23 protein-coding genes are annotated in these 23,562 nt (G+C 49.5%); 19 read left to right on the top strand and 4 right to left on the bottom strand.

The window, feature by feature from the left end; translation table 11 throughout:
* Nucleotides 1–114: 114 nt before the first annotated feature.
* The 10 genes from K6T23_RS18045 (at nt 115) to K6T23_RS18000 (ending at nt 11,615) form a co-directional block, all read left to right on the top strand.
* Nucleotides 115–2,208 (top strand): prenyltransferase/squalene oxidase repeat-containing protein, encoded by a 2,094-nt coding sequence (locus K6T23_RS18045; RefSeq protein ID WP_238282292.1) that lies wholly within the window; start codon nt 115–117, stop codon nt 2,206–2,208.
* 10 nt (nt 2,209–2,218) lie between these two features.
* Nucleotides 2,219–3,145: a DUF4430 domain-containing protein gene (locus K6T23_RS18040; protein WP_238282290.1), complete on the top strand. Its 927-nt coding sequence runs from the start codon at nt 2,219–2,221 to the stop codon at nt 3,143–3,145.
* 18 nt (nt 3,146–3,163) lie between these two features.
* On the top strand, nt 3,164–4,051 hold the full coding sequence (locus tag K6T23_RS18035; protein ID WP_148985620.1) for an energy-coupling factor transporter transmembrane component T: 888 nt from the start codon (nt 3,164–3,166) through the stop codon (nt 4,049–4,051).
* On the top strand, nt 4,024–5,646 hold the full coding sequence (locus tag K6T23_RS18030; RefSeq protein WP_238282289.1) for an ABC transporter ATP-binding protein: 1,623 nt from the start codon (nt 4,024–4,026) through the stop codon (nt 5,644–5,646). Before K6T23_RS18035 ends, K6T23_RS18030 begins: the two co-directional genes overlap by 28 nt.
* 68 nt (nt 5,647–5,714) lie before the next feature.
* Nucleotides 5,715–6,338, top strand: coding sequence for an ECF transporter S component (locus tag K6T23_RS18025; RefSeq protein WP_392397368.1), 624 nt, complete (start codon nt 5,715–5,717; stop codon nt 6,336–6,338).
* A complete protein-coding gene (locus tag K6T23_RS18020; RefSeq protein ID WP_148985617.1) occupies nt 6,335–6,928 on the top strand; it encodes a class D sortase in 594 nt (197 codons plus the stop codon). The genes K6T23_RS18025 and K6T23_RS18020 overlap by 4 nt, the downstream gene beginning before the upstream one ends.
* A 200-nt stretch (nt 6,929–7,128) precedes the next feature.
* Entirely contained in the window at nt 7,129–8,058 is a 930-nt protein-coding gene (locus K6T23_RS18015; protein WP_238282278.1) for a cation diffusion facilitator family transporter, read from the top strand.
* A gap of 1,107 nt (nt 8,059–9,165) precedes the next feature.
* Nucleotides 9,166–9,681, top strand: a complete 516-nt coding sequence (locus K6T23_RS18010; protein ID WP_238282276.1) for a DinB family protein — start codon at nt 9,166–9,168, stop codon at nt 9,679–9,681.
* 171 nt (nt 9,682–9,852) lie between these two features.
* Nucleotides 9,853–10,824 carry an alpha/beta fold hydrolase gene (locus tag K6T23_RS18005; RefSeq protein WP_079515562.1) on the top strand — a complete coding sequence of 324 codons (972 nt, stop codon included), beginning with the start codon at nt 9,853–9,855 and terminating at the stop codon, nt 10,822–10,824.
* Between the two features lie 227 nt (nt 10,825–11,051).
* Nucleotides 11,052–11,615, top strand: a complete 564-nt coding sequence (locus tag K6T23_RS18000; protein ID WP_079515563.1) for a GNAT family N-acetyltransferase — start codon at nt 11,052–11,054, stop codon at nt 11,613–11,615.
* Between the two features lie 36 nt (nt 11,616–11,651).
* On the opposite strand, the gene K6T23_RS17995 is transcribed toward K6T23_RS18000, so the two are convergent.
* Nucleotides 11,652–12,200 carry a hypothetical protein gene (locus K6T23_RS17995; RefSeq protein WP_079515564.1) on the bottom strand — a complete coding sequence of 183 codons (549 nt, stop codon included), beginning with the start codon at nt 12,198–12,200 and terminating at the stop codon, nt 11,652–11,654.
* A 143-nt stretch (nt 12,201–12,343) separates the two neighbouring features.
* Between K6T23_RS17995 and K6T23_RS17990 the strand changes: the two genes are divergently transcribed.
* On the top strand, nt 12,344–12,814 hold the full coding sequence (locus tag K6T23_RS17990) for a DinB family protein (protein ID WP_079515565.1): 471 nt from the start codon (nt 12,344–12,346) through the stop codon (nt 12,812–12,814).
* Nucleotides 12,815–12,860: 46 nt separating this feature from the next.
* Here the strand turns inward: K6T23_RS17990 and K6T23_RS17985 are convergent, their stop codons facing one another.
* A complete protein-coding gene (locus K6T23_RS17985) occupies nt 12,861–14,561 on the bottom strand; it encodes a pyruvate oxidase (RefSeq protein WP_238282266.1) in 1,701 nt (566 codons plus the stop codon).
* Nucleotides 14,562–14,675: 114 nt separating this feature from the next.
* Here K6T23_RS17985 and gpmA point away from each other — a divergent pair, with 114 nt between their 5' ends.
* The 5 genes from gpmA (at nt 14,676) to K6T23_RS17960 (ending at nt 18,953) form a co-directional block, all read left to right on the top strand.
* Nucleotides 14,676–15,431: a 2,3-diphosphoglycerate-dependent phosphoglycerate mutase gene (gene gpmA / locus K6T23_RS17980; protein ID WP_238282264.1), complete on the top strand. Its 756-nt coding sequence runs from the start codon at nt 14,676–14,678 to the stop codon at nt 15,429–15,431.
* A 38-nt stretch (nt 15,432–15,469) separates the two neighbouring features.
* Nucleotides 15,470–15,994 (top strand): GNAT family N-acetyltransferase, encoded by a 525-nt coding sequence (locus tag K6T23_RS17975; protein WP_238282262.1) that lies wholly within the window; start codon nt 15,470–15,472, stop codon nt 15,992–15,994.
* Between the two features lie 257 nt (nt 15,995–16,251).
* Nucleotides 16,252–17,118, top strand: a complete 867-nt coding sequence (locus K6T23_RS17970; RefSeq protein ID WP_238282261.1) for an ABC transporter permease subunit — start codon at nt 16,252–16,254, stop codon at nt 17,116–17,118.
* Complete coding sequence (locus K6T23_RS17965) at nt 17,115–18,122, top strand: ABC transporter permease (RefSeq protein ID WP_238282259.1); 1,008 nt, start codon at nt 17,115–17,117, stop codon at nt 18,120–18,122. The genes K6T23_RS17970 and K6T23_RS17965 overlap by 4 nt, the downstream gene beginning before the upstream one ends.
* A 51-nt stretch (nt 18,123–18,173) precedes the next feature.
* Entirely contained in the window at nt 18,174–18,953 is a 780-nt protein-coding gene (locus tag K6T23_RS17960) for an SDR family oxidoreductase (RefSeq protein WP_238282226.1), read from the top strand.
* Nucleotides 18,954–19,037: 84 nt separating this feature from the next.
* On the opposite strand, the gene gad is transcribed toward K6T23_RS17960, so the two are convergent.
* On the bottom strand, nt 19,038–20,507 hold the full coding sequence (gene gad / locus K6T23_RS17955; RefSeq protein ID WP_238282217.1) for a glutamate decarboxylase: 1,470 nt from the start codon (nt 20,505–20,507) through the stop codon (nt 19,038–19,040).
* A 192-nt stretch (nt 20,508–20,699) separates the two neighbouring features.
* A complete protein-coding gene (locus K6T23_RS17950) occupies nt 20,700–21,020 on the bottom strand; it encodes a hypothetical protein (protein ID WP_238282208.1) in 321 nt (106 codons plus the stop codon).
* 156 nt (nt 21,021–21,176) lie between these two features.
* Between K6T23_RS17950 and rfbA the strand changes: the two genes are divergently transcribed.
* Genes rfbA through rfbB form a run of 3 tightly spaced genes read left to right on the top strand, consistent with a single transcriptional unit; the run spans nt 21,177 to nt 23,561 of the window.
* Complete coding sequence (rfbA, locus tag K6T23_RS17945; protein WP_238282206.1) at nt 21,177–22,043, top strand: glucose-1-phosphate thymidylyltransferase RfbA; 867 nt, start codon at nt 21,177–21,179, stop codon at nt 22,041–22,043.
* Complete coding sequence (rfbC, locus tag K6T23_RS17940) at nt 22,040–22,582, top strand: dTDP-4-dehydrorhamnose 3,5-epimerase (protein WP_218246520.1); 543 nt, start codon at nt 22,040–22,042, stop codon at nt 22,580–22,582. Before rfbA ends, rfbC begins: the two co-directional genes overlap by 4 nt.
* The gene (gene rfbB, locus K6T23_RS17935) at nt 22,575–23,561 is read left to right on the top strand and encodes a dTDP-glucose 4,6-dehydratase (RefSeq protein WP_238282204.1); all 987 of its coding nucleotides are present in this window, start codon (nt 22,575–22,577) and stop codon (nt 23,559–23,561) included. Before rfbC ends, rfbB begins: the two co-directional genes overlap by 8 nt.
* Nucleotide 23,562 lies beyond the last annotated feature (1 nt).

The raw sequence follows: 23,562 nt of genomic DNA, 5'->3' as shown, positions 1-23,562 counted from the left end.
TGGTATGTGCACGTCGATTTCAAAGCCTTGTTCTTCTTTCGGGAAGAGCAGGGCTTTTTTATATACATATTATTTATCTAGTACAGGGGATAAGGGACACGGGAGGATATGTGAGTGAGAATACTTCAAGCAATGTTGGCAAGTGTATTGAGCGTTGTGCTGTTTTTTGGTGTGCCGGTTGCGGGGATTCCGTCTGGACACGCAGAGGCAGCGACAAGTACGGATGTTTCGCTGGCTGAAATCAATAAAACCATTGAAGGTGCTGCGAATCACATTCTGGACAGCGGTGTAAGTAGTGAGTGGGAAGCCATAGGACTTGCGACAGCGGGATATCCAGTGCCGGAAGCCTATTATCAGAATAATTTCAGTGAATCGGTGGATAGCCAGGTCATCAATCCGTCGAGATACGCTAAGATTACCGATATTGAACGCCACGTGATTGCGGCGGCGGCAATCGGTTTGGATCCATTGTCTGTCAACGGCACAGACTTGATTGAAAAGATCTACAACAGTCATGATGTGTCACCAGGGAATGACACGATGACCCTTCAAGGGAATAACGGACCGATCTTCGCCTTGATCGCGTTGGACAGCCAACAGTTCGAGGTGCCATCAGATGCCAAGTGGACACGTCAAAAGCTGATTGATGAGCTTTTGAAGCAGCAGAATGAGGATGGAAGCTGGTCACTCAGTGCATACATGTCGGGCCCGAGCTATGATATCACGGCCATGGCCTTGATTGCCTTGGCACCCTATACATCCCAGGGGAATGTGAAGAAAGCGGTAGATCGTGCGCTCTCATTTCTATCTGCAGAACAGCAATCAAGCGGAGGATTTGACGATCCATTTGTCGGGGGGACTTCAAGTGAAGCCACTTCCCAGGTGATCATTGCCCTGACGTCGAACGGGATTGATCCGACGTCAAAGGCATTCACGAAAGGATCCAATAATCTCGTCACACACCTTCTGAGCTTCAAGTCGGAGGATGGCGGATTTATGCATGTCAGTCCAGGCAATTCCAACGGGATGGCGACCGAGCAAGCCCTGCAGGCCCTCGTTGCGTATCAGAAATTCTTAAAAGGGGAGGGGAAGCTTTATTCATTCCCTAAACCATTGGAGCCGGAACCACCGACACCCATGCCTGATCCGACCCTTAGCATAAAAGGGGTGAAAGATGGCGAGATTGTTGCAACGCCAGAGATCACGGTCACGGCTGAGGCAAAGGATGGAGAAGGAAACGCCTTGGTAGTCGACGCGAAGTTGAATGATCAGGCCCTTGAAGGCAACAAATCAGGCGAGTTTGTCCTTTCCTTAAATGAGGGGAAGAATGTTCTCATTGTCAGCGCACAAGATCAGAATGAAAAAGTGGTGTCAAAGAAAGTGACCATCCAGTACAAAAAAGAAGCCAAAGATGAGGATCCGCCAAAGCTGCTGGACCAGGTGACCCTAAAGCCTGTATGGAAAGATGGAAAAGGCACGATTGAGATGGATAGTATCAGCAACCTGAAGGAAGGGGGAGATATTATCATCGAGATCCCGGACGATTCGGTTACCATCGTCTTCCCGGATGAAAGCATGAGTGCGATGGTCAATAAAGGGGCGACGCTTCACTTGGAATCATCTCAAGTGAAAATGAAGACTGAATTGAAAGGGTTCTCAAAAAAAGAAGCAGAATTCTCCATCCAGCGCATGGAAGGCATGAAGGAAGCTCTTAGTAACGTGTACGACTTTACCATCAAACAGGATGGGAAAAACATTCATGATGTGAAAGATGCCGTAGAGCTGTCCTTCGCCGTCAAGGAAGAAGAGGTGGACAGCACATCTACCGCCGTTTACTTCTATAATGCCGATACGGGAAAATGGGACCATGTCGGAGGGGACTATTCCGACGGGTGGTTCAGTGTACAACCTGATCACTTGAGCACATTCGCTGTGTTCAACTCGGCACCAACGGGAACGGAAGAGGAAGAGAAAACAAATGAACCAGAAAAAACACAGGATGAGGGAAAAACGGGCTCGTCTCCAAAGGAAAACAAGAAAGACGATACTGTTGTACCGGCAGCCAACCCTTCTTCGGGGAAAAAGCTCCCCAATACAGGAGTGAACGAATGGTATCTTCCAGTCGCGGGAGGGCTCCTTCTACTCACGGGTCTCTCGATCTATTTCTGGGGTGAACGGAAGAAGAGGAAGATGGAGATAAAAGGTTAGGAGGAGTTCGATGAAGAAGCAACGTAAGCTCATACTGTCGATCCTGACGGTGTTCTTCCTTACTCTTGGAGTAATCGGGGTCACCTATGGTTTCTCCGGCGAAGAAGAAAAGGCACCAACAAGTAAGCAAGTGGCGGGTAGCGAAAACTCCGTCGCTTCCGTGACCGGGGATAAAGAAAAACAAAAAGATCCAAACGCTATCACCGATGAACATTCCAAGACTGAGGAACAGGAAGAAAAGAAAGAGGAAAAAGACAAAAACGAGAAATCGGACAGCACAACCACTAAAAGCACAAAAGAGGACGGCAAGGCTGATCCTCAGCAACAAGAAGAAAGAAACGGAACAACGGAACGTCTTGAATCTGAAGGAAAGCCAGACAAACAAGGATCATCGGCATCAAGGAAAGAAGCAAAGACAGAGTCAAACCAAAAAACAGAGAGCCCAAAAGAATCCAAAGCTGCTTCCGTCTCTGAACGTGCCGGATCAACACAACCAGAAAGCAAGGCACCGGCGCCTCAGCCTTCCAAAAAGCCTGCACCCGCTCCAAAACCTGAAAAGGAAGAAAAGCAGGCAGCGACGTCGACAGTCACCTATTCCATTGTGGCAGATAGTCAAATGGGTACGGTGCTCCCTCCGACTTCAGTCGAAATCGAGGATGGGGATACGGTCCTTGATGTGCTCATCGAGGTGACACGTTCTCAAGGAATTCCCATGTCGTTCCGCGGTGGTACAGGAGCGAATGCATATGTAGAAGGAATCAACAACCTATTTGAGTTTGACCGGGGATCCGGCAGCGGTTGGATGTACCGGGTGAATGGGATCTTCCCTAACAGAGGGGCAGGAGTGGTTCCCCTCCAAGACGGAGATCGCATTGAGTGGCTTTACACCATCGACTTCGGGAAAGATCTCGGAGCGGAGCTCAAGCCGTTCCGCTAGAAGAAAGGGGTACGCAACGTGACAATCAGATTGAAAGAACTTCACCCCTTCGTAAGCTTTCTCTACTACGTTTGTGCGGGTGTGTGCATGATGATGTTCACCCATCCGTTGTTCCTGTCTGTATCCATCTTGATCCTGGTAGGGGTGAATATCCTTCAAGGAACCCGGGGGAAACTGATCCGTTCTATGCCTGCGATCGCTTGCATGGGGCTTATCATCATCATCATGAATCCCCTTTTCGTCCGAAGGGGAGCCACCGTGCTGTTCTATTTCCGTCATAATCCCGTGACATTGGAGGGAGTGGCATACGGGATGATCATGGCCATGAGTCTATTGGGGATCTTCATCCTGTTCATTTCATTCAACGATGTGATCCACGGGCGGAAATTCTTATTTCTCTTTTCAAAAGTGTGGCCACAGCTCGCCCTCCTACTAATGATTACGGTGCGTTTCGTACCGCTGCTCATTACCCGGTGGAAGGACCTGTATCACACGCAAAAGCTCAGGGGACACGATATGTTCAAAGGAAGCGTGAAGAAGCGGAGCAGGACGGGCATGCTCTATATGCAAAAGCTCCTCACGTGGTCGTTGGAAGAGGCGCTTCAAACGGCTGAGTCCATGAATGCAAGAGGGTTCGGGGAGAGGAAGAGGTCGCATTATCAGCTGTTCTCATTCCGCTATTCCGATTGGGGAGCGTCCATCGTCTTAGCAGGGATAGCCGGCGTGTGTGTGTATTCTGCACAGCACGGAATCGGGACCCTCAATGTGTATCCACAGCTGGGGACACTCTCATTTTCCCCTTCGGACTGGCTGATCTTGATCCTGTTCATTTGTTTGATGGCATTCCCCATTTTACTTGAAGGAGGCAGTCAACTTCGATGGCATGTATTGAACTCGACAAACTAAGCTTTCATTATCCAGAGGAAGAACAAGCAGCCATCCGCTCCCTTTCCCTTACCGTGGATAAAGGGGATTTCATTGTGATCGGAGGTCCTTCAGGCTGTGGGAAGACAACCCTTCTGAAGCTGTTGAAAAAGGAACTCACGCCGGTAGGCAGGATGACAGGACAGATCAGGATGTCAGATATGGGAGTAGGATTCGTGTTTCAGGACCCGGAAAATCAGATTGTCATGGATAACGTCCTTAGTGAACTTGTATTCGGCATGGAAAACGAGCAATTGGGGACGGAGGAGATGCGGCAACGCGTGGCGGAAATGGTTCATTTCTTCGGTATGGAAGACCTGCTCGATCAGGATACAAAACATCTTTCTGGCGGACAGAAGCAGTTGATGAACGTGGCGAGCGTCCTCCTGCAAAAGCCGGACCTGTTGTTATTGGATGAACCGACGTCCCAACTCGACCCGGTCCAGGCAAAAGCACTGATTCAATTTGTCCACCGTCTGAACGAAGAATTCGGGATGACGATCATCATGGTCGAGCACCGATTGGAAGAGCTCTATCCCATCGCGGATCGGGTGATCCTCATGGAGAAAGGAAGCGTGGCCTATGAAGGGGCGGCAAGGACAGTCGTTTCCACTGTGTGGAAGAACCAGGACAACACGTTTCTTCCGTTCCTTCCAGCCATCGCCAAGCTATACTATACCTTTGCCGTTCAGTCTTACGATACGGGGGTGCCCCTGTCTGTCAAAGAGGCTCAGCGCTGGCTATCGGATCAGTCCATCGGCAGGGTGGAACATCAGCGAGAAGTCCCTTCTGAGCAGGCATTACCTCTACTTGAGATGAATCATGTGAGCTTCAAGTATGCGAAGCGTGCCCCCATGATTCTGAAGGATAGTAGCCTAGAGGTGAGAAAAGGGGATTTCCTTACGGTAGTGGGAGGAAACGCCTCAGGAAAGACGACCCTCCTGAAAATCATTGCGTCGATTCTGAAGCCGTATAGCGGAAAGGTGAAGCTGAATGGGAAGCATGTTTCAAAAAAGTCATCCTGCAGAATGGGCTATCTTCCTCAAAACCCGTTGCTCTGCTTTATGTGTGAAACGCTACAGGAAGAAATCCTGGAGCTTGCCGTCCGTTACGACATCCCGCTACCGGAAGAACGAATGAGGTCCATCGCGACCCGTCTCGGCATTGAGTCGATCCTGGAAAAGCACATTCATGATTGCAGTGGGGGAGAACAGCAGAAGGCGGCACTTGCCACCCTATTATTCATTGAACCAGATCTACTCTTGATCGATGAACCGACGAAGGGAATGGATGCGGTGTCCAAAGATCAGTTCTCGGTCATGTTGGATGATCTTCATCAAGATGGCATGACCATCCTGATGGTGACCCATGACATCGAATTTGCGGCCAGGCATGCTTCACGATGCGCGTGGTTGTTTGACGGTCGCATCACGGCAGACGGAACGGTGAGGGAGGTGTTGGACCATCACTACTTCTATACCACCACGATCAACCGCGTGAGTCAGAATGCCGATGTTCCAACTGTCCTGACGGTAGAGGAGGCATATGAGACATGGAATCTTCACGTGCCGTCCTGATCACCTCCTCTGTCATCACCTTGATTCTCTTATTCGTCTCGGCCATTCTGTTTGACGACAAGCCTTATATGATGATCTGTATCGCCATCATGATCGTAACGGTCATCCCGCTGTTTGCGAGATTCGAACTCCGTGCGATCGGAAGTAAGGAAATCGTTTTGCTGGCGGTACTTGCAGCTATTGCAGCCATGAGCAGGGTACCGTTTGCTCCCCTGCCGAGTGTGCAGCCGACTACCTTCGTAATCATTGTGAGCGCCATCGTTCTGGGGCCCGAAGCGGGATTTTTGATAGGAGCGATGGCGGCCATCGTCTCCAATATCTTCTTGGGTCAAGGTCCATGGACCCCTTGGCAAATGTATGCCTGGGGGATGGCAGGCATGATGGCCGGTTTCCTTCGCAATACAGTGATCATCAATACCAAATGGGGGTTGATGGGATATGGATTTGTCGTAGGTTTTTTATTCGGGTGGTTCATGAATTTGTGGTTCCTCCTGGGCTTCCTTGGTGAAGCCTCCTGGGAAGTATTCGTCTCGGCCTATATCGCAAGCTTTTACTTTGATCTTGCACATGCATTATCAAACGTATTTTTCCTCGGGCTGTTCAGTGTGGGGTGGATTCGGATCCTGGAACGTTTCAAACGGAAATACGGCATTCTGACGCCAGGCTTGCCAAAAGAGGAGGTCTACAAATGAAGAAAGTGATTGGCATCTTGATCATTCTGATGTCCCTTCCCCTTTTGTTTCATAGCCAAATCAAGGGTGGAGTCTATAAAGGGTTCAACGAAAAACTTCTCGTCGCAGCGAGTGAAGGGAAGGGGGAAGTGAAAAAAACCATGTTTGAGAAGCTATACTTGAGTGATTCCGCGGATGTAGAGACCTCTGACATCAAGGCGGTCCTCCGTATTCCATCTATCGAATTAGAGGAGCCCATCTTCCAGGGGGCAAGTGAATCCCATCTCAAGAATGGAGTCGCGACCATCGAGGAGAATACTCCCTTTTCCGGCACGAATATTTCCATTGCGGGACATAAAATGAATGCATACGGTGTCCTCTTCAATCGACTTCATGAGCTGACTGAAGGGGATATGATGGCAATGGATGTCAACGGAAAAACCACTACGTACAAAGTGATGGAACGGAGGATGGTATCTCCCGATGATTTGACGGTTCTCGAGGATACGGAGGATCAGACAATCACGCTGATTACATGCGAAACCTATAACTGGACCACGAATGAATTTGAAGAGCGGTTGGTCGTGCGTGGAGAAAAGGTAGGGGAATGAGAATAGCTTCACCTAACAGGCAAGCCCCTAGTTTTGAGGTCTTGCCTTCCTTTTGCGAACGTTGACAATTGAAAGTAATTGAATTAATATATGAATATATAGTCATATATAAGTTTTTGAGGTTGCATAAATAGGAAAAGGGGTATCGTAAGAAGGACTAACTAGGTTAAACAACATAGCCGAAGAGGAGGAATATACCCATGGCACACGATCACAGTGATCACACTCATCACGCCAATACGAAAACCATGCTGATCTCATTTATCATCATAACCGTTTATATGGTGGTGGAAGCCATCGGAGGATATGTGACAAACAGTCTAGCCCTGCTCTCAGATGCGGGTCATATGCTCAGTGACTCCCTATCCCTGGGGATTGCCCTGATCGCATTTAAGCTCGGGGAGAAGGCAGCTACATATCGCAATACATTCGGCTACAAGCGGTTTGAGATCATCGCAGCCACCTTGAACGGCCTTACCTTGATTGGTATCGCACTCTTCATCTTTTATGAAGCCATCAAGCGATTTACCCATCCGCCTGAGGTTGCTACAAGCGGCATGCTCATCATCTCCATCATCGGTCTTCTCGTCAACGTCCTGGTTGCGTGGATCATGATGCGTGGAGGCGATACGGATGAGAACCTGAATATGAGGGGCGCCTTCCTTCACGTCATCAGTGATATGCTCGGTTCGGTTGGAGCGGTGATCGCTGCCCTTCTCATCATGTTCTTCGGATGGGGATGGGCCGATCCACTGGCAAGCGTCATCGTCGCGGTCCTTGTCTTGAACAGCGGATACCGGGTCGTGAAAAAATCCCTTCACATCCTCTTGGAAGGAACACCCGAACAGATTGATGTCCAAGAGGTGATCGATGTGATCAAACGGGAAGAGGGAATCGACGACATCCATGACCTCCATATCTGGACGATCACAAGTGGATTCATCGCCATGTCTTGTCATGCGGTAGTAGGGGGAGACATTACCGTTAAAAGTACAGAAGATATACTGAGACGCTTGGAACCCCGTCTGCAGCACTTCGGCATCAAACATATCACGATGCAATTCGAAACTGAAAACAATCCCCATGACTCCGCGATTCTTTGTGATATGGAGCATGGCCATGAACACTAATGGGAAAATCCGCTGCCTGGGAACAGGAGCGGATTTTTTGTGTCTATGCTTGTGTGGTGACTGGATTTTGTGTAAAATATTTACATATAAACAAAGGTTTCTCATTTTTTAGGATGGGATTCTTTTAAAATCTTGTAGCTGGGAGTCTGTTTATTTTGATGAAATGTTTCTTTCTTTTATCCTCTATTTCAGCAGGACTCACTCCGTTATTACACACAGCCGGAAAAGCGTGGCTTGGATTATGGTTGACCTTCCTCTTTTTTATTCTTGCGCTCTTCTTTAGCAAGCCGAGGTCGTTAAAAAGGAATCGTGAACAGAGCGGGTTGTAATGAGGTTTTCAATTTTAACAAATGAAGACACATTCTAGAGGGTGAGGGTATGGTGAAGAGTACAATCGTATTATTTACCATGTACATTATTGTGGTACATGGATTATTGGATATGTTTGATGGTGTCCATATTGTTTTCCGGCTATTGAATCTTAGCTTTGTCCTGGCGCTTATTGTATTTTTTCAGATTCTAAAAAATAAGACAGGAAGCTTCAGAGCAAAGGTAAAAAGAAGTTTAAATGTGAATGCTGAAACGAAAACGACCCTTGAGAAAGGGTCGTTTTCTGATTGTTTTTTTATCAAACTGATCTAGTTCTGTTGCTGAGTACCGCCATGGTTAGAAAGACTAGTAAGTGCAGTCCCCATAGGCTGATCATGAGGATGTAAGCCCATTGTCGCACGGAAGATAAGTCACTCCAATGCTGAAAAGAACGTAGCTGGCTGAATAAAATGAGCAGAATACTAATCGAAATAATCATTTGGCTAATCAATTTTTTTTTCAAAGGAATCTCCTATCTTATACAAACTTCTTTGCAAAGCTTATCCTATATTTCACATTAACACCGGTATTTCGTGAAGGGGAGGAGGCTCAGACAAATAGGGTTTTTACTAAATGATACCATAAATAGTTAATCGCTTTTGGTTATCCTCACATGCAACACTCTTTACGGAAAATTTCTTTAAAAGGAAAATCGCTCCCTTCATTGAATAGTTTAGGTAACTGCCAGGATTTTAGGATCAAGTACTAAAAATCTAAAACTAGATGAGGGATATTCCCATGAATGATCTGAAGCTGATAGAGACCTACAAAGGATTTGTAAAGAAGTATTCCCTAGAGCAACTGAACGATATACCAGAGCAAGGTGTGTGGTCGATTGGTCAAATGTATAACCACCTAATTTGCGTGGCCCATGAGTACTTGGATAGTGCAGAAGCTTGTGCCACAGGCAAAAGAGAACAAGAAAAAGGAAAAACCGAATTCGGAGAATATCTATTCAATATCGGCTGCTTTCCTCCCATAAAGATTCAATTACCACCCGAACTCAATACAACGCCCGACAATCCGGCATCAAAAGAAGATCTTATGCGAGGTCTCAATCACTTGATTACAAGAATGGATGAGGTGGAGAGGAAGGTAAAGGATATAAATCCAAATAACAAAGAAGCACATGGAGGTTTTGGTTGGTTAAACGCACAGGAATGGTATGAACTCGTGGGGATGCATTTCCGTCATCATCTTCGTCAAAAGTATGAACTGGATCAAAGACTAGGACTAGATGTATCTCCTGATTGATTGGAACTTTTTCACGGGGTTTACTGATAATCGTGGTTGGTGTGAGGCGATTAATGAAAAGAGAGAGAAGTCCATCAGCCTCTAGACGTAGGAAAAGATACTCCTCCGTCTCCATTTCTTCATGAGGCCCACTTGGTAAGATGAAATCATCTTACAGCGGAGGACAAAATCATGAAGAAAAAGAGAAAACGGGGATGGGTGTACGTGAGGAACGGACTAGCAATCCTGCTCATCCTGTGCATCGGGTGGTCGGTGTTCAGCACGATCATGACGGCATATGAGCAGGGGACGTATCATCCGCCGGGTGAACGGGTGGAAGTCGATGGGAAGAAGATGCATGTGTATTCAAAGGGGACGGGGGATGAGACGATCGTCCTCATGAGCGGATTAGGGACGGCTGCGCCTGTCCTGGATTTCGCCCCTTTGATTGATGAACTTTCCAAGAAGCATCGAGTCGTTGTCGTGGAGCCATTCGGGTACGGGTGGAGCGACCTGGCCGAGACGGATCGCACGGTGGAAAACATGGTACGGGAGATGAGGGCGGCACTGAGCAAGGCGGATATCCAGGGACCTTACATTCTCATGCCTCATTCCGTGTCAGGCATCTATAGCATGTATTATGCGAACCACTATCCCGAAGAAGTGAAAGCGGTGATCGGGATCGACCCGACGCTTCCGGGGGCACTGGACTATTTCAATGAATCACCGCCATCCATGCCGGGATTCCTGAAGTATGTTGCGCCATCCGGAATCGGAAGGCTGGCCCTGATGATCGATTCCCGAAACTTTTTGCCTGAGGCTGGTGAAGGGACATATTCAAAAGAAAACCTCGACCAGACCAAGGCGATCTCAGCCTGGAAGGGATATAACCGCAATGTTGTAGCCGAGGCCAACGCGATCAAGAAGAACATCGATCAGACAAAGGATATGGCCTTCCCGGCAGACATGCCGGTATTATTCTTTACGAAGGAAGCGGGCAAGACGACTGATGACGGGAAGAACAATGTCACATTCCTTGAAACGCAGCTGACGACTGAACCTGCGAGCCGGGTGGTGCCGCTGGACGGCCATCACTATCTCCACTGGACCCGTTCAGTGGAAATGAGCAGGGAAGTGGACCGGTTCGTAGAATCTTTCAGGTGAAAACTAACAAGACAGCCATCTGCTGTCTTGTTTAGTGTAAGGGGATCTTGAAATCTCCAAGTAGTAAATAATCGCCGTCAATAAGATATTCCTTGTTATAAACAATGCTGTTCTCTGGAAAATGTGAAAACGATAGAATAAATTAGTACTATTTCTATATTTTGTAGATTATCATCAATAAGGGTGAAGGCAATACAGTACATATGATGAGCGAAAGGAGAACGGATATGAATCCCATATTGAAAGATATCCCATTATCATTTGAAACGGAAAGGCTGACGTTGCGGGCACCTCTTCCCCAGGGGGACGGCAGGGTGGTGAATGAAGCCATTAACCGTTCCCTGAACGAACTGAAGCCTTGGCTCGGGTTTGCCCAGGTTGCTCCCACCGTGGAAGAAACAGAAATCAACCTCCGAGAGGCGTATGTCCGCTTCCGGAAGCGGGAAGCGTTCCGTTACCTGATTTTTCATAAGGAAACCGGAGACCTGATCGGGTCCTCCGGGTTTCATAATGTGGACTGGGAGGTACCAAAGGGTGAAATCGGTTACTGGGTCGACACAAAGCATGGTGGTGCCGGATACATAACCGAAGCGGTAAAAGGATTGACGGAACTTGCCCTCAGCCATATCGGCTTCAGGAGGGTGGAGATCCGCTGTGAGTCGATGAACGTTAAGAGCAGGGCGATTCCGGAGAAACTTGGCTACGAGTTGGAAGGGATCCTCAGGAATGAGTCGCCGTCTGTTGATGGGACAAAGCTGACGGACACATGCATCTATTCTACAATCAGATAAAAGAAGGAGGAGGCCGCAGCGGGTCTCCTCCTTTCTTCATTGAGTAATCGAATCCATCACAGTGCCAAAATCCTGTACTTTCTTGGTCTTAAGATCCACGACGTACCGTCCGTTTGTTGAAGAGTGACCCGACACGAGGGTTGAGTAGCGGACGATGACATAGGTATCGAACGTTCCGTCATATTGGACGAAGTGATCCTTGTCCTCCACCAGTTCCCCTTTTTCCTTCAGGTATTCAGTGACGATGGCCACGGCTTTGTCTTTTTCCTCCTGGGTGGCATTGTCCTCGATCGTCTGAGGAGTCGAAGTTGCTTCTTCTTCGTTTTCTTGATCCTCTAGATCAACGGTCTCTTCTTCTTCGTCAGAAGGCTCGGCTGGTGTGTCTTCGTTAACCTCCTCGTCACGATCATCCTTCGTGACAGCAGAATCGGACTCGTTTTCCTCACTCGTGCTTTCTTCCGTCACGGTGTCTTCGTTGGAGCGGTCATCATCAGCAGGTTTTGCTCCTTTTTCATCAGATGAACATCCACCGATCAGCAGGAGGGTAAGAGTGAGTAAGATCCCCATCCAAAAACGCTTTTTCATCTTTTTCACCTCGTTGCTACTAATATATGGAACCTCATGTCCATGATAGAGGTTTATGAAATAAATGTAAACGTATAGGGGGAGGAATTGCCCGGCTGAAAGGGGAATGTATAGTGGTGAATACATGATATGGAGGGGAAAAGATGATAGACAAAAAGTTATTGATCAGGATGCTCGACCATACGTACGATCTTGAAAGCTGGTATGCGCCGTTCAAGGATGCCGTGAGCGGGGTGACGGCGTCCATGGCCGTCTGGAAGCCGGAGGGAAACGACATGAATTCGATCTGGGAAAACGTTAACCACCTTACGTACTATAAGGAACGATATGCAGCCAAGCTGCTGGGTGAACCGTGGGAGAATCCACTCGATGGACATGATACGTTCCAGCTGACGGATCCACTGGAGGATGAATCAGCTTGGAAGGCCCTTGTGGACCGCGCGGAGAAGGCCCAAGTCAGGTTGAAGGGGATCCTGGAGGAAATGTCAGAGGAAGAGATGAAGGAAAATGGAGTGGCCGAGTACTTGTATCACATCCTGATTCACGATGCGTATCATACGGGACAGATCATGCAGTCCCGGAAGATGCAGGGAGGATGGCCGGCTACACGATAGAAGAAAGAAGACTGCAGATGGGATTCCCGCAGTCTTCTTTTGGTTTTTAGAACGGAGGCAGGTCAATCTTCCCTTCCTCGAACAGCTCCTTGATCATATGTTTCGTATACCCTGCTGCCTGGGAGAACTGGATCTTGGCCGGCATCGGGGCTTCTTCCGGATCCACGAGGACATCGATGATGCAGGCTTTGCGGTTCTGGACGGCCTGCTGGATCGCAGGCAGCAGCTGCTCAGGTCGTTCCACCCGGTACCCGACACCACCGCATGCTTCTGCGTAGCGGGCGAAGTCGGGATTTTGGAGATTGGTCCCGAACTCGATATTCCCCATGACCTCCTGCTCGAATTTGATCATGGCAATCTTATGGTTGTTCAGGACGAGGACCACGATCGGCAGGTCATATTTCACCGCCGTGACGAAGTCGGCCATGGTCATGGCGAATCCTCCATCCCCGCACACGGCGAATACCTGTTTGTCGGGGTGGGCAATCTGGCCGGCAAGAGCGCCCGGCAGGCCGCAGCCGAGTGTTGCCAGCCAGCTCGAGATCACGAAGGATTGATGGGTGATATGGAAGTGCCTCGCCATCCACACGGTGACGTTCCCGACATCCACGGACAGGACGGCATCATCGGCGGCCACTTCCTGGAGGGCATGGATGACACGCTGAGGCTTCAGTGGGACGGACCCGTCTTCTTCCTGATGGTCAAGCTTTGCGAGCCAGTGCTTCATCCGCTCCTGGCTTTTCTCCAAGAATGTGCGATCTTCTTTCGTCGCCAAGTGATCCGTCAGCCAGGAAAGGGTTGCACCGGCATCTCCGGCAAGACCGACATCGACGGGATAGCGCTTCCCGATTTGGGCAGGGTCGATATCGAGATGAATCGTCTTCGCATGCTCCGGCAGAAACGCCGTGAACGGAAAGGATGTGCCGATCATGATGAGGGTATCGGCCTCCTGCATAGCTTCATACGACGGCTTGGTCCCGATCAGGCCAAGTCCACCGATGCAGTACGGATGCTTGTCGGGGATGACCCCTTTTCCGGGTAAGGTAAGAACGACCGGGGCCCCGATCTTCTCGGCGAATGAGAGGAGGGTATCACGATGTCCATGGGCACCTCGACCAGCGAGGATGACCGGTTTCGCCGCCTCTTCAAGGATCTTCTTCGAGTTGAGGAGATCCTCCTTCATCGGGAGTACCACCTGTTTAGCCGTGAACTGGGCGGTGACCCGAGCTTCCTTCCCGACTTCAAAGCGAGGGATGTCGTCCGGAATCGTGAGGACCGATACCCCTTTCTTGGCATAGGCGGTCCGGATCGCTTGATTCACGACGGCGGGCAGCTGCTCGGCTGACATGATCCGTTGATTATAAACGGCCACATCATCGAACATCCGCTCCAGATTCACCTCTTGGAAAGAATCCGTCCCAATTAAATCGGACTCCACCTGTCCTGTGATGGCAAGAACCGGCGCACGGTCAAGCTTCGCATCGTACAGGCCGTTCAAAAGGTGGATGGCACCCGGACCTGCGATAGCCATGCAGACCCCGAGTTTCCCGGTGAGCTTCGCATACGCGGCAGCGGCAAGTGCAGCCGCTTCTTCATGCCTGACCTGGATGAATTTGATTTTGTCCTGTGCTTTCCGAAGGGGTTCGATGAGGGAGTTGATGGAATCCCCCGGCATGCCGTATATATGGTCGACGCCCCATTCAATGAGCATATCGATGAGCTTTTCCCCGGCCGTTTGTTTGAACATGATCCTGTCTCCTTTCGATTCCACGTTTCCCTTAGTGTGGGATTTATTCGGTCAAATTACTCCATAATTCTTTCTCAATAGGTGTATACTGTAAAAAAAACGTGGGTGATGACAATGAAGAAAATCGTATTCATTCGACATGGAGAAAGTCAGTACAACCTTGAGAACCGTTTCACGGGCTGGATCGACGTGGATCTGACAGACGACGGGTACGCAGAAGCAAGAAAAGCAGGGGCCATTCTGAAAAAGCACGGAATCGGGTTCGATGTCGCACACACCTCCGTGTTGAAACGTGCAATCCGGACGCTGTGGATCATGCTTCATGAGATGGACCTCGTCTGGATTCCAGTGTATAAATCCTGGAAGCTCAATGAGCGCCACTACGGGCGGCTTCAGGGCTTGAATAAGGATGAGATCACTGAGAAGTTCGGGGAAGAGCAGGTGACGGAATGGAGGCGGTCTGCCAATGTCAGGCCGCCTGCTGTGACGGATGACGCACACCGACAGGATCGTGACGATCCCAAGTATGCGTCGGTCAGCGACGAAGACCTCCCCATGACGGAGAGTCTGATCGATACGGAAAAGCGTGCCCTTCAGTATTGGAAGGATGAGATCGTTCCGTGTCTTCAAGAAAACGAGCACGTCATCCTGTCCGCTCATGGGAATACGCTGAGGGCCCTCGTCAAATATCTCGACGGGATACCGGATGACGGAGTGGCCGGGCTCAATATCCCGAACGGCATCCCACTCGTCTATGAGCTGGATGATGATTTCACCCCTCTCCGCCACTATTACCTAGGGGAAGAAGGCGAGATGGAACACAAGGATATCCCGCAACACATACATGAAGACGATCATTGGATCGGGTGATGGGGACGCATACTACATAGATAAGAGGAGGAAAAGGGATGGGGAACCTATCGATACGGTTGCTGCAAGAAGGAGACGAAAGGAGCCTGTTGGCATTCGAGGAAGAGAATCGGGCGTTCTTCCAAGAATTCAGTGTCGATCGACCGGATGACTTTTATACGCTGGCAGGGCAGCGGGATATGCTGAAAACAAGACTGGAGAGAAGTGAAGAGGACCAGGACTATCATTTTGGGATCTTCCTTGATGGGGATGAACTGATCGGCACGATCGGTTTGTTCCGCATCGAACGGGGGCCGAGGCAGATGGCCATCATCGGCTACAGCCTGAGCCAGAAACATAACGGCAAAGGATATGCGACGGAGGCCGTCCGGCAACTGGTCCGCTATGGGTTCGACGTCCTCGGCCTTCACCGGATTGAAGCAGGAGTGATGCCGAAGAATGGAGGTTCCATCAGGGTACTGGAGAAAGCCGGGTTTGAGAAGGAAGGCATTTCGAGGAAGTCCGTTAAGATTAATGGGGCGTGGGAGGATCATATGATTCTGGCAATCATTAATGAGAGTTGAAACGTACAGCATTAATTATTTGAGAAGATCAGGTTGTTTCTTGATCTTTTTTTTTATTTTGACTTGGTTTGATTTGAAATTCAAAAAGAGAGAATTGTAATGCCCCCCACCCTTTGACACGTAATTTCCTCATACTATCGTACGTATATACTTTACTATAATTTTATTTTACAGTATTTTCAGTTTATTATTTTTCGGTCCTTCTCTTGTCTTTTTCTTGTGTTATAATGACAAAAAAAGGTATTGGAGGATTAATTTTGAATGTATTGAAGCGATTCGCCTGGATGCTCGAGCCGGTTCTGATCATTGCGGGGATCTTACTGGTCAGTGCCGGGTCCGGCCTGTTTCAAACCCAATCCCTTTCATTCTCATCGTACGGACAAACCTTCCTCGATATGTGGGGGGACCTCTCCCATCCATTCGATCTCGTGTATACCATAACGCAAACGGAGAGACCGCTGTTCCCGATCATCCTGCTGGCACTATGGAGTAGCATGCGGATCCTTTTTCTAGCGATTTCCATATCCCTTGGGGCCTCTCTTATTCTCTTAATCATCTATACGGTGTCCGGGCGGATCGTGAAAAATGCGATCAAATCAGTCGCTGCCGTTCTCGAGTCGGTACCGGATATCTTTGTCATTGCTACGCTTCAGCTCTTTATCATCTGGTTTTTCAAGAAGACGGGGATCCTTCTCGGAGATGTTGCCTCCCTTGATCCGAATGAAATCATCTTCCTTCCGGCCGTCACCCTGAGCGTTCTGCCAACCTTCTTCTTCCTTGGTCTAATGATTTCATTCGTGAAAGAAGAAGAAGATCTGCCGTATGTGGAGCTCGCCCGGAGCAAAGGACTGACAAAATACCGGATCCTGTTCATCCATATGATCCGGAACATCCTCGTCAGCCTGACGTACCACGGCAAACAGATCGTATGGATGATGCTGTCGAACCTGCTGATCCTCGAGTATCTGTATAATGTCTTCGGTGTCACGTCGTTCTTGTTCACCTATAATACGCCGGCGATCTTTGCCATCACGTCGATTCTGCTCTTTCTCCCGATCTATGGGGTGCTGAAAGCGATGCAGTTCACGGTGAAGCACCGGATCGGGAAGGAGATGAGTTTATGACGACGTTGAAAAATTGGCTGCTGATAGGGTTTGGAGCAGGGTTCATCCTTTTGATGCTGGGGTGGAGCATCCTTTTCCATTACAAAGGAGCCGAGATTCCTAAGACCGTCATGACAAACGGAGATGATGGGTTCGCTGCAGCTCCGTTCAGCCCATCATCCCAGATCCCGTTCGGTACGGACCGGGACGGCTACCATATGTTCTATAAGGTGCTGGACGGTGCGGTGTATACCCTCGGTGCAGCGATTGCCATTTCCGTGGTGGCTTTCCTTTTGGCGTTTCTTGTCGGTGTCCTCATGGGATTCTGGAAGCCGGCAGTCAGGCGCTACTCGGATAAGGTGCTCATGGGCTTTTATTTCATCCCGCAGTCCATCATCGCGTACAACGTCCTGTATCCGTTGCTGTGGGAGACGGAGGATGGCTTCACCACCACCTTGAATGAGAGGATCATCTGGACAATTCTGGTGCTCGCCTTCATCATGCTGCCGACGACGGCCATCCTGATTTCCAACGAAACAAAAGAAATCCTCGGCAAGGAATTCATTGCAGGTGCGCGGGTCCTCGGCGGCAGCCGGTTCTTCCTGTTCTGGAAGCATGTGCTCCCCCATCTGAAGGGAAGGCTGTTCATCCTCTTCCCGAAGCTCGTCATCCAAGCACTCTTGATCATCGCCCATCTCGGATTCTTCACGATATACTTCGGGGGAACGGATGTATGCTATGATCTCTACGGATGTGATCCTCCTAAACCATTCATCCAGGAGTGGGCAAGCATCATGGGGACGAACTACAGTGAAATCTATAATGCATGGTGGATCTTCATGACACCGATGCTGTTCTTCTCGTTGGCCATCATTGCCTTGACCGCGACAACGAAAGGGCTGGAAGGACTCCTTGATCCTTCAGTCAAACCGCAAAAGAAAAAAGCGGTTTCCTCCCATCATCAAGCATCATCTTCTGTAACACCTGAATCTTTCCAACGGGTCGGGAAGGAAGTTTCATCCTGAACCGAGAAGGTTATAGAGTGATAGAAGGGATACATAGAAGGAGGAAGAAGAATGAACTTGAATCTGAATGGAAAAGTCGCCTTGGTGGTGGCATCAAGCCAGGGCCTCGGCAAGGCGATTGCGACCCAATTTGTCAAAGAAGGCATGCGGGTCATGCTCACGAGCAGGAATGAGGGGACACTGAAAGAGGTCAAGGAAGAGCTGAGTGTTCATGGAACGGTGGAGTATTGTCCGGCAGATATTACAAAGCCGGAAGAAATCGCCCGCCTTGTGGAACAGACGGTGGACACTTATGGGGGGATCGATGTTCTCATCAACAATGCAGGGGGTCCTCCTGCAGGAAGCTTCGAGCAGTTCAGCGATGAAGACTGGACGAATGCCTTTCAGCTCAATCTATTGAGCTATGTCCGTCTCATCCGGGAGGCGCTGCCTCATCTGAAAAAGGATGGAGGGCGCATCATCAATATCGCTTCTTCTTCCATCAAGGTGCCGATCCCGGGACTGATCCTCTCTAATACGTTCCGTACGGGGATGATCGGCATGGCGAAGACCCTTGCCGATGAGTTCGCAGAGTACGGCATCCTGATTAACACCGTAGCCCCTGGAAGGATCGCCACCGATCGTGTCGCCCATCTCGATTCGGTCAATGCTGATAAGAGTGGGAAGAGCGTGGAAGAGGTGGAGGAAGAGTCGAAGGCGAAGATCCCGTTGAAACGCTACGGGACACCGGAAGAGTTCGCCAACGTCGTCACCTTCCTTGTGTCAGACGCCAATACGTATATGACCGGAAGCTCTTTCCTCGTGGATGGAGGCATGGTGAAGTCGATTTAACATAAAAGGGACGGAAAAAGCACCCTATAGAACAGGCCTGAGTCTGTCTATAGGGTGCTTTTTTGTGTAGTTTATGCTTTCTATTTAATGATGAAACCCATTATCATACTTCGTATCATGTGGCATAGGTGCATCCAGGGTATCTAGAAAAGCAACGGCCTGTTTGAGGTTCACCAAAAATAAATGGGCAAGGTCCATGGAGAAACCGTTCCGGACCACCACCCGCATAATCGTCACCGTTTCCATGTCAGGTGGCAATGGATAAGCGGGTACTTGCCAGCCGAACACGCGCATTTGTCTGGATAAATCAAATAGGGTCCAATGGGAGGTGTCATCCTCTTTCAGTCGCCAAGCGAAGACGGGTATATCGGAACCATCGGATAAAAGTTCAAACGGTCCCATATTCTGAATCTCCGTGCTCAGGAAGAGGGCAACGTTCTGTGAAGCCTTTTGCACCTCATAGTACCCTTCTTTCCCCAGACGCAGGTAATTATAATATTGCAGCAGTACCTGCGCGCCGGGGCGGGAGAAATTCAGGGCGAAAGTCGGCATGTTCCCGCCGAGATAGGAGACACGGAAGATGAGTTCCTCAGGGAGGTCCTTGGCTTCCCTCCAGATGATCCAGCCCAATCCCGGGTAGACCAGTCCATACTTATGTCCGGATACATTGATGGACTTCACCCTCGGCAGTTGGAAATCCCATACCAGATCAGGTTGAAGGAACGGTGCGACAAATCCTCCTGAAGCTGCATCCACATGCATGGGAATGTTGAGACCGGACTTCTCCTGCAGATCATCCAATGCTTTCGCAATGGCGGCAATGGGCTCGTATAGACCGGTATACGTTTCCCCAAGAATGGCGACAACCCCGATCGTATTTTCGTCCACTGCCGCGAGGACTCCCTCAGGGTTCAATTGAGGATGCTCGTGGGTGACCTTTACATAGCGAGGTTCCACTTCCCAATAGTTCGCAAATTTTTCCCAAACGACCTGAACAGCAGAACTAAACACGATATTGGGGCGATCTGTCGGTTTTCCTTCCTTTTTGCGTGCATTTTGCCAGCGCCTTTTCAATGCAAGCCCTCCAAGCATACAGGCTTCCGAGGATCCCGTTGTGGATACCCCCATTGTTTTCAGGGGCTCGGGTGAATGCCAGAGATCGGCAAGAATGCGGACACATCGCTCCTCGATTTGGGCTGTTTGTGGATATTCATCCTTGTCTATCATGTTTTTGTCGAATGATTGGGCATATAAGCGCTCTGCGGCAGGCTCCATCCACGTACTGACGAATGTAGCGAGATTCAAGCGCGCATTGCCATCAAGCGTGATTTCATCATGGACGATCTGATAGGCTGTTTCTGGTAGCATGCCCCCATCCGCCAGTTGAAAGCGGGGAATGGTTGATTCTCCTTCGCGGGCAAAGAGAGGGTTTATGGAAAGTTCATGCGGGAGCTCCATTTCCATGTGATGCGGTAATCGTTGTTGCTGATCGGGCTTGATTTCTTTTCCTCCGTATGTATCGCTTTGAGTGTCTGCTTTTCGATCCTTGGACATAACAATCCCCCTTATCGATTGGTTAACCATCATATTATGTGCTGAAAATAATGGGATTAACCAAGCGGTTGAAGGATCATTTGAATAAGCGGCTATTCATTGCCAATGTGAATGGAATCAAAAAAGATGACCCCTGTTGAACAGGAATCATCTTTTATATGAACCTAGCTTCTTGTCTTAGGATTCCTTGATTCATGGGCCTGTACCACATTGGATCATGTAAACGTCATCTTGTTTGGGTGCGTAGCAGACGGAGGAAGTATCCCCGGTCGGACTATCAAATTTGAACCATGTCACATCGTAGAGCTGCCCTAATTCAGCATCAACGTAGTCGTTCTCGCTGATGCGTGCGAAGAAGCTTTGGTACGGATGGCCGTCTTGATAAATGTTTGCCCTCAACGCAGATTCAGGCGAGCTTTGGCCGTGTACGACAGGAGCAAGGAAGGGAGGCAGAGCGATCAAGACCGCTACAGAAAAGAACACTAACAACAGGATTTTTTTCTTTTTGCTCATTGGTTTCTCCTTCTTAGCGTGATTCTAATTATATTCGACAATAATGGGTGTTTTCCTTTTTTTGGTTGTGCACAGACTGGGTTCAACGGACCTTCTTTTTGTACCTTGCATACGATAACACAGCAGAAATATCTTCTTATGTTGGGAGAGTTCCGTATGAAAGGCATCATTTTAGCAGGAGGGAGCGGTACGCGCTTGTACCCATTGACGAAATCCATCTCGAAGCATCTCCTCCCCCTTTACGATAAGCCGATGATTTACTACCCCCTCTGTACGTTGATGGAAGCGGGGATCCGGGAAATCTTGCTCATCTCTACTAAGGAGGATATCGGCCGATACGAGCAGCTTCTCGGCGATGGAAGCACGCTCGGGATCTCGATCCGCTATGCTGTGCAACCTAAACCGGAGGGCATCGCCCAGGCTTTCCTTATAGGCGAAGCTTTTATGGGAGGAGAGCGTACGGCATTAATTCTAGGAGACAATTTATTTTATGGGCCGGGATTTAAGGATCCTGTATGGAACAGAGATGATGCCCTTGTCTTCGGTGCTTATGTAGAAGATCCGGAGCGATTCGGGGTGGTGGGCTTTTCGAGCGAAGGGCGAGTTGAGTCCATCGAGGAAAAGCCGGCCAGCCCGAAGTCCAATTATGCCGTCGCAGGATTGTATATTTACAATAACGACGTTGTCGAAGTCGCCAAAAGCCTGCGGCCATCCCTGCGTGGGGAGCTTGAGATTACGGATATCAACCGCTACTACTTGCAATCGGGGAAACTTTCGGTCCGTCTTCTCGGGGAACATGATGCCTGGATGGATGCCGGTACCCATGAGTTTCTTTTCAAAGCGTCGCAGTTTGTCAAAACGATGGAAGAGACGAAAAATGTGAAGGTCGGATGTATCGAGGAAGTAGCTTTCCGCAAGGGGTGGATCACAGCAGGAGAGCTGATGAAGCTTGGTCATCCGTTACGCCATAATCCATATGGACAGTATCTGATCAGGGTGGCTGGAAGGGGGAGTGCAGGATGAAGGTCATCGAGACCGATCTCCATGGCGTGGTGGTGCTTGAACCACTCTTGTTCGGGGATCATCGGGGATATTTTTTCGAAAGCTACAATGAGCGTACAGCAGGCACGCATGGATTGACGCCGAGGTTCGTCCAGGATAACGAATCCTTTTCAGAGAAGGCGGGTGTCCTGAGGGGGTTGCACTATCAGATCGGGGAACATGCTCAGGCGAAGCTGGTGAGGGTGGCATCGGGCTCGATCTTTGATGTGGCGGTGGATATACGAAGGGGATCGGAGACATTCGGCCGCTGGTTCGGAACGGTCCTCAGTGCACAGAATAAACGGCAGCTCTATGTTCCGAAAGGGATGGCCCACGGCTTTTGCACGCTTGAGGATGAGACAACTGTCCTTTATAAAGCGGACTCCTTTTATCACGCCGCGTCCGACCGGGGGATCCGCTGGGATGATCCCCATCTTGCCATCGACTGGCCTGTGGATGTGCCGATTCTTTCTGGCAAAGATGAAAGTCTGCCACGTTGGGAGGATGCCGACTTTGATTAAGCACACCATCCTTGTTACTGGGGGAGCGGGATTCATCGGTCATCACTTCGTCAAACATAGATTGAGAGAAACGGAGGACAGGATCGTGAATCTTGATTCCCTCACCTATGCAGGAGACCTTGAGGCGTTGAAAGAGTTGGAGGGGAATCCACGCTATACATTCGCGAAGGGGGATGTGAACGACCGGGAGCTCGTCGATGATCTGATCAGGCAGCACAACATCAATCTGATCGTCCATTTTGCGGCTGAGTCCCATGTGGACCGGAGCATCGCCTCGGCGTCATCTTTCATCCATACAAATGTAGCAGGCACCCAGGTGCTTCTGGACGTGGCAAGGGAGCATGGCGCACGCTTTATTCATATTTCCACAGACGAAGTATACGGAAGCCTGGGGGAAACAGGCATCTTCACGGAAGAATCACCCCTTGCACCGCGAAGCCCCTATGCCGCCAGCAAAGCATCATCCGATTGCCTCGTCCTCGCCTGTCACCATACATTTGGACTGCCCGTCAATATCACACGCTGTACAAACAATTACGGACCGCGGCAGTTTCCGGAGAAGTTCATCCCGAAGATGATCATCGAGGCACTGAGAGGGAATCCGCTTCCCCTCTATGGAAACGGGGAAAACGTAAGGGATTGGATCCACGTGCACGATCATTGCACGGCCATCGACACGGTAATTGAAAAAGGGATTGCAGGGGAAGTCTACAACATCGGGTCTTCCAATGAACGAAAAAACCTTGAGGTCGCAAGGTTCATCCTTGAAGAGCTCGAATTGGATGAAAGCCGGATCACCTATGTTGATGACCGCCCCGGACACGATTATCGCTACGCACTCAATTCGGATAAGATCAGGAATGAATTAGGCTGGTCACCCCGTTATGAATTTGAGCCGGCTTTGAAGAAGACGATCAAATGGTATAAGGAGCACCGCCCGTGGTGGGAATGGGTGTTGAAAAGGAGTGATGGCCTGTGAC

Origin of the sequence: Rossellomorea marisflavi (assembly GCF_022170785.1) — a bacterium.
GTDB classification, from domain to species: domain Bacteria; phylum Bacillota; class Bacilli; order Bacillales; family Bacillaceae_B; genus Rossellomorea; species Rossellomorea marisflavi_B.
The sequence above is the reverse complement of the archived record's forward strand: the minus strand, read 5'-3'. Positions and strand labels throughout refer to the sequence as shown.

Bases quoted from the DNA above. Each gene is read 5' to 3' on its own strand.
- K6T23_RS18040 (WP_238282290.1), top strand. From the start codon at position 2,219: ATGAAGAAGCAACGTAAGCTCATACTGTCGATCCTGACGGTGTTCTTC.
- K6T23_RS18030 (WP_238282289.1), top strand. From the start codon at position 4,024: ATGGCATGTATTGAACTCGACAAACTAAGCTTTCATTATCCAGAGGAA.
- K6T23_RS18025 (WP_392397368.1), top strand. From the start codon at position 5,715: ATGATGATCTGTATCGCCATCATGATCGTAACGGTCATCCCGCTGTTT.
- K6T23_RS18020 (WP_148985617.1), top strand. From the start codon at position 6,335: ATGAAGAAAGTGATTGGCATCTTGATCATTCTGATGTCCCTTCCCCTT.
- K6T23_RS18015 (WP_238282278.1), top strand. From the start codon at position 7,129: ATGGCACACGATCACAGTGATCACACTCATCACGCCAATACGAAAACC.
- K6T23_RS18010 (WP_238282276.1), top strand. From the start codon at position 9,166: ATGAATGATCTGAAGCTGATAGAGACCTACAAAGGATTTGTAAAGAAG.
- K6T23_RS18005 (WP_079515562.1), top strand. From the start codon at position 9,853: ATGAAGAAAAAGAGAAAACGGGGATGGGTGTACGTGAGGAACGGACTA.
- K6T23_RS18000 (WP_079515563.1), top strand. From the start codon at position 11,052: ATGAATCCCATATTGAAAGATATCCCATTATCATTTGAAACGGAAAGG.
- K6T23_RS17995 (WP_079515564.1), bottom strand. From the start codon at position 12,200: ATGAAAAAGCGTTTTTGGATGGGGATCTTACTCACTCTTACCCTCCTG.
- K6T23_RS17990 (WP_079515565.1), top strand. From the start codon at position 12,344: ATGATAGACAAAAAGTTATTGATCAGGATGCTCGACCATACGTACGAT.
- K6T23_RS17985 (WP_238282266.1), bottom strand. From the start codon at position 14,561: ATGTTCAAACAAACGGCCGGGGAAAAGCTCATCGATATGCTCATTGAA.
- gpmA (WP_238282264.1), top strand. From the start codon at position 14,676: ATGAAGAAAATCGTATTCATTCGACATGGAGAAAGTCAGTACAACCTT.
- K6T23_RS17975 (WP_238282262.1), top strand. From the start codon at position 15,470: ATGGGGAACCTATCGATACGGTTGCTGCAAGAAGGAGACGAAAGGAGC.
- K6T23_RS17965 (WP_238282259.1), top strand. From the start codon at position 17,115: ATGACGACGTTGAAAAATTGGCTGCTGATAGGGTTTGGAGCAGGGTTC.
- K6T23_RS17960 (WP_238282226.1), top strand. From the start codon at position 18,174: ATGAACTTGAATCTGAATGGAAAAGTCGCCTTGGTGGTGGCATCAAGC.
- gad (WP_238282217.1), bottom strand. From the start codon at position 20,507: ATGTCCAAGGATCGAAAAGCAGACACTCAAAGCGATACATACGGAGGA.
- K6T23_RS17950 (WP_238282208.1), bottom strand. From the start codon at position 21,020: ATGAGCAAAAAGAAAAAAATCCTGTTGTTAGTGTTCTTTTCTGTAGCG.
- rfbA (WP_238282206.1), top strand. From the start codon at position 21,177: ATGAAAGGCATCATTTTAGCAGGAGGGAGCGGTACGCGCTTGTACCCA.
- rfbC (WP_218246520.1), top strand. From the start codon at position 22,040: ATGAAGGTCATCGAGACCGATCTCCATGGCGTGGTGGTGCTTGAACCA.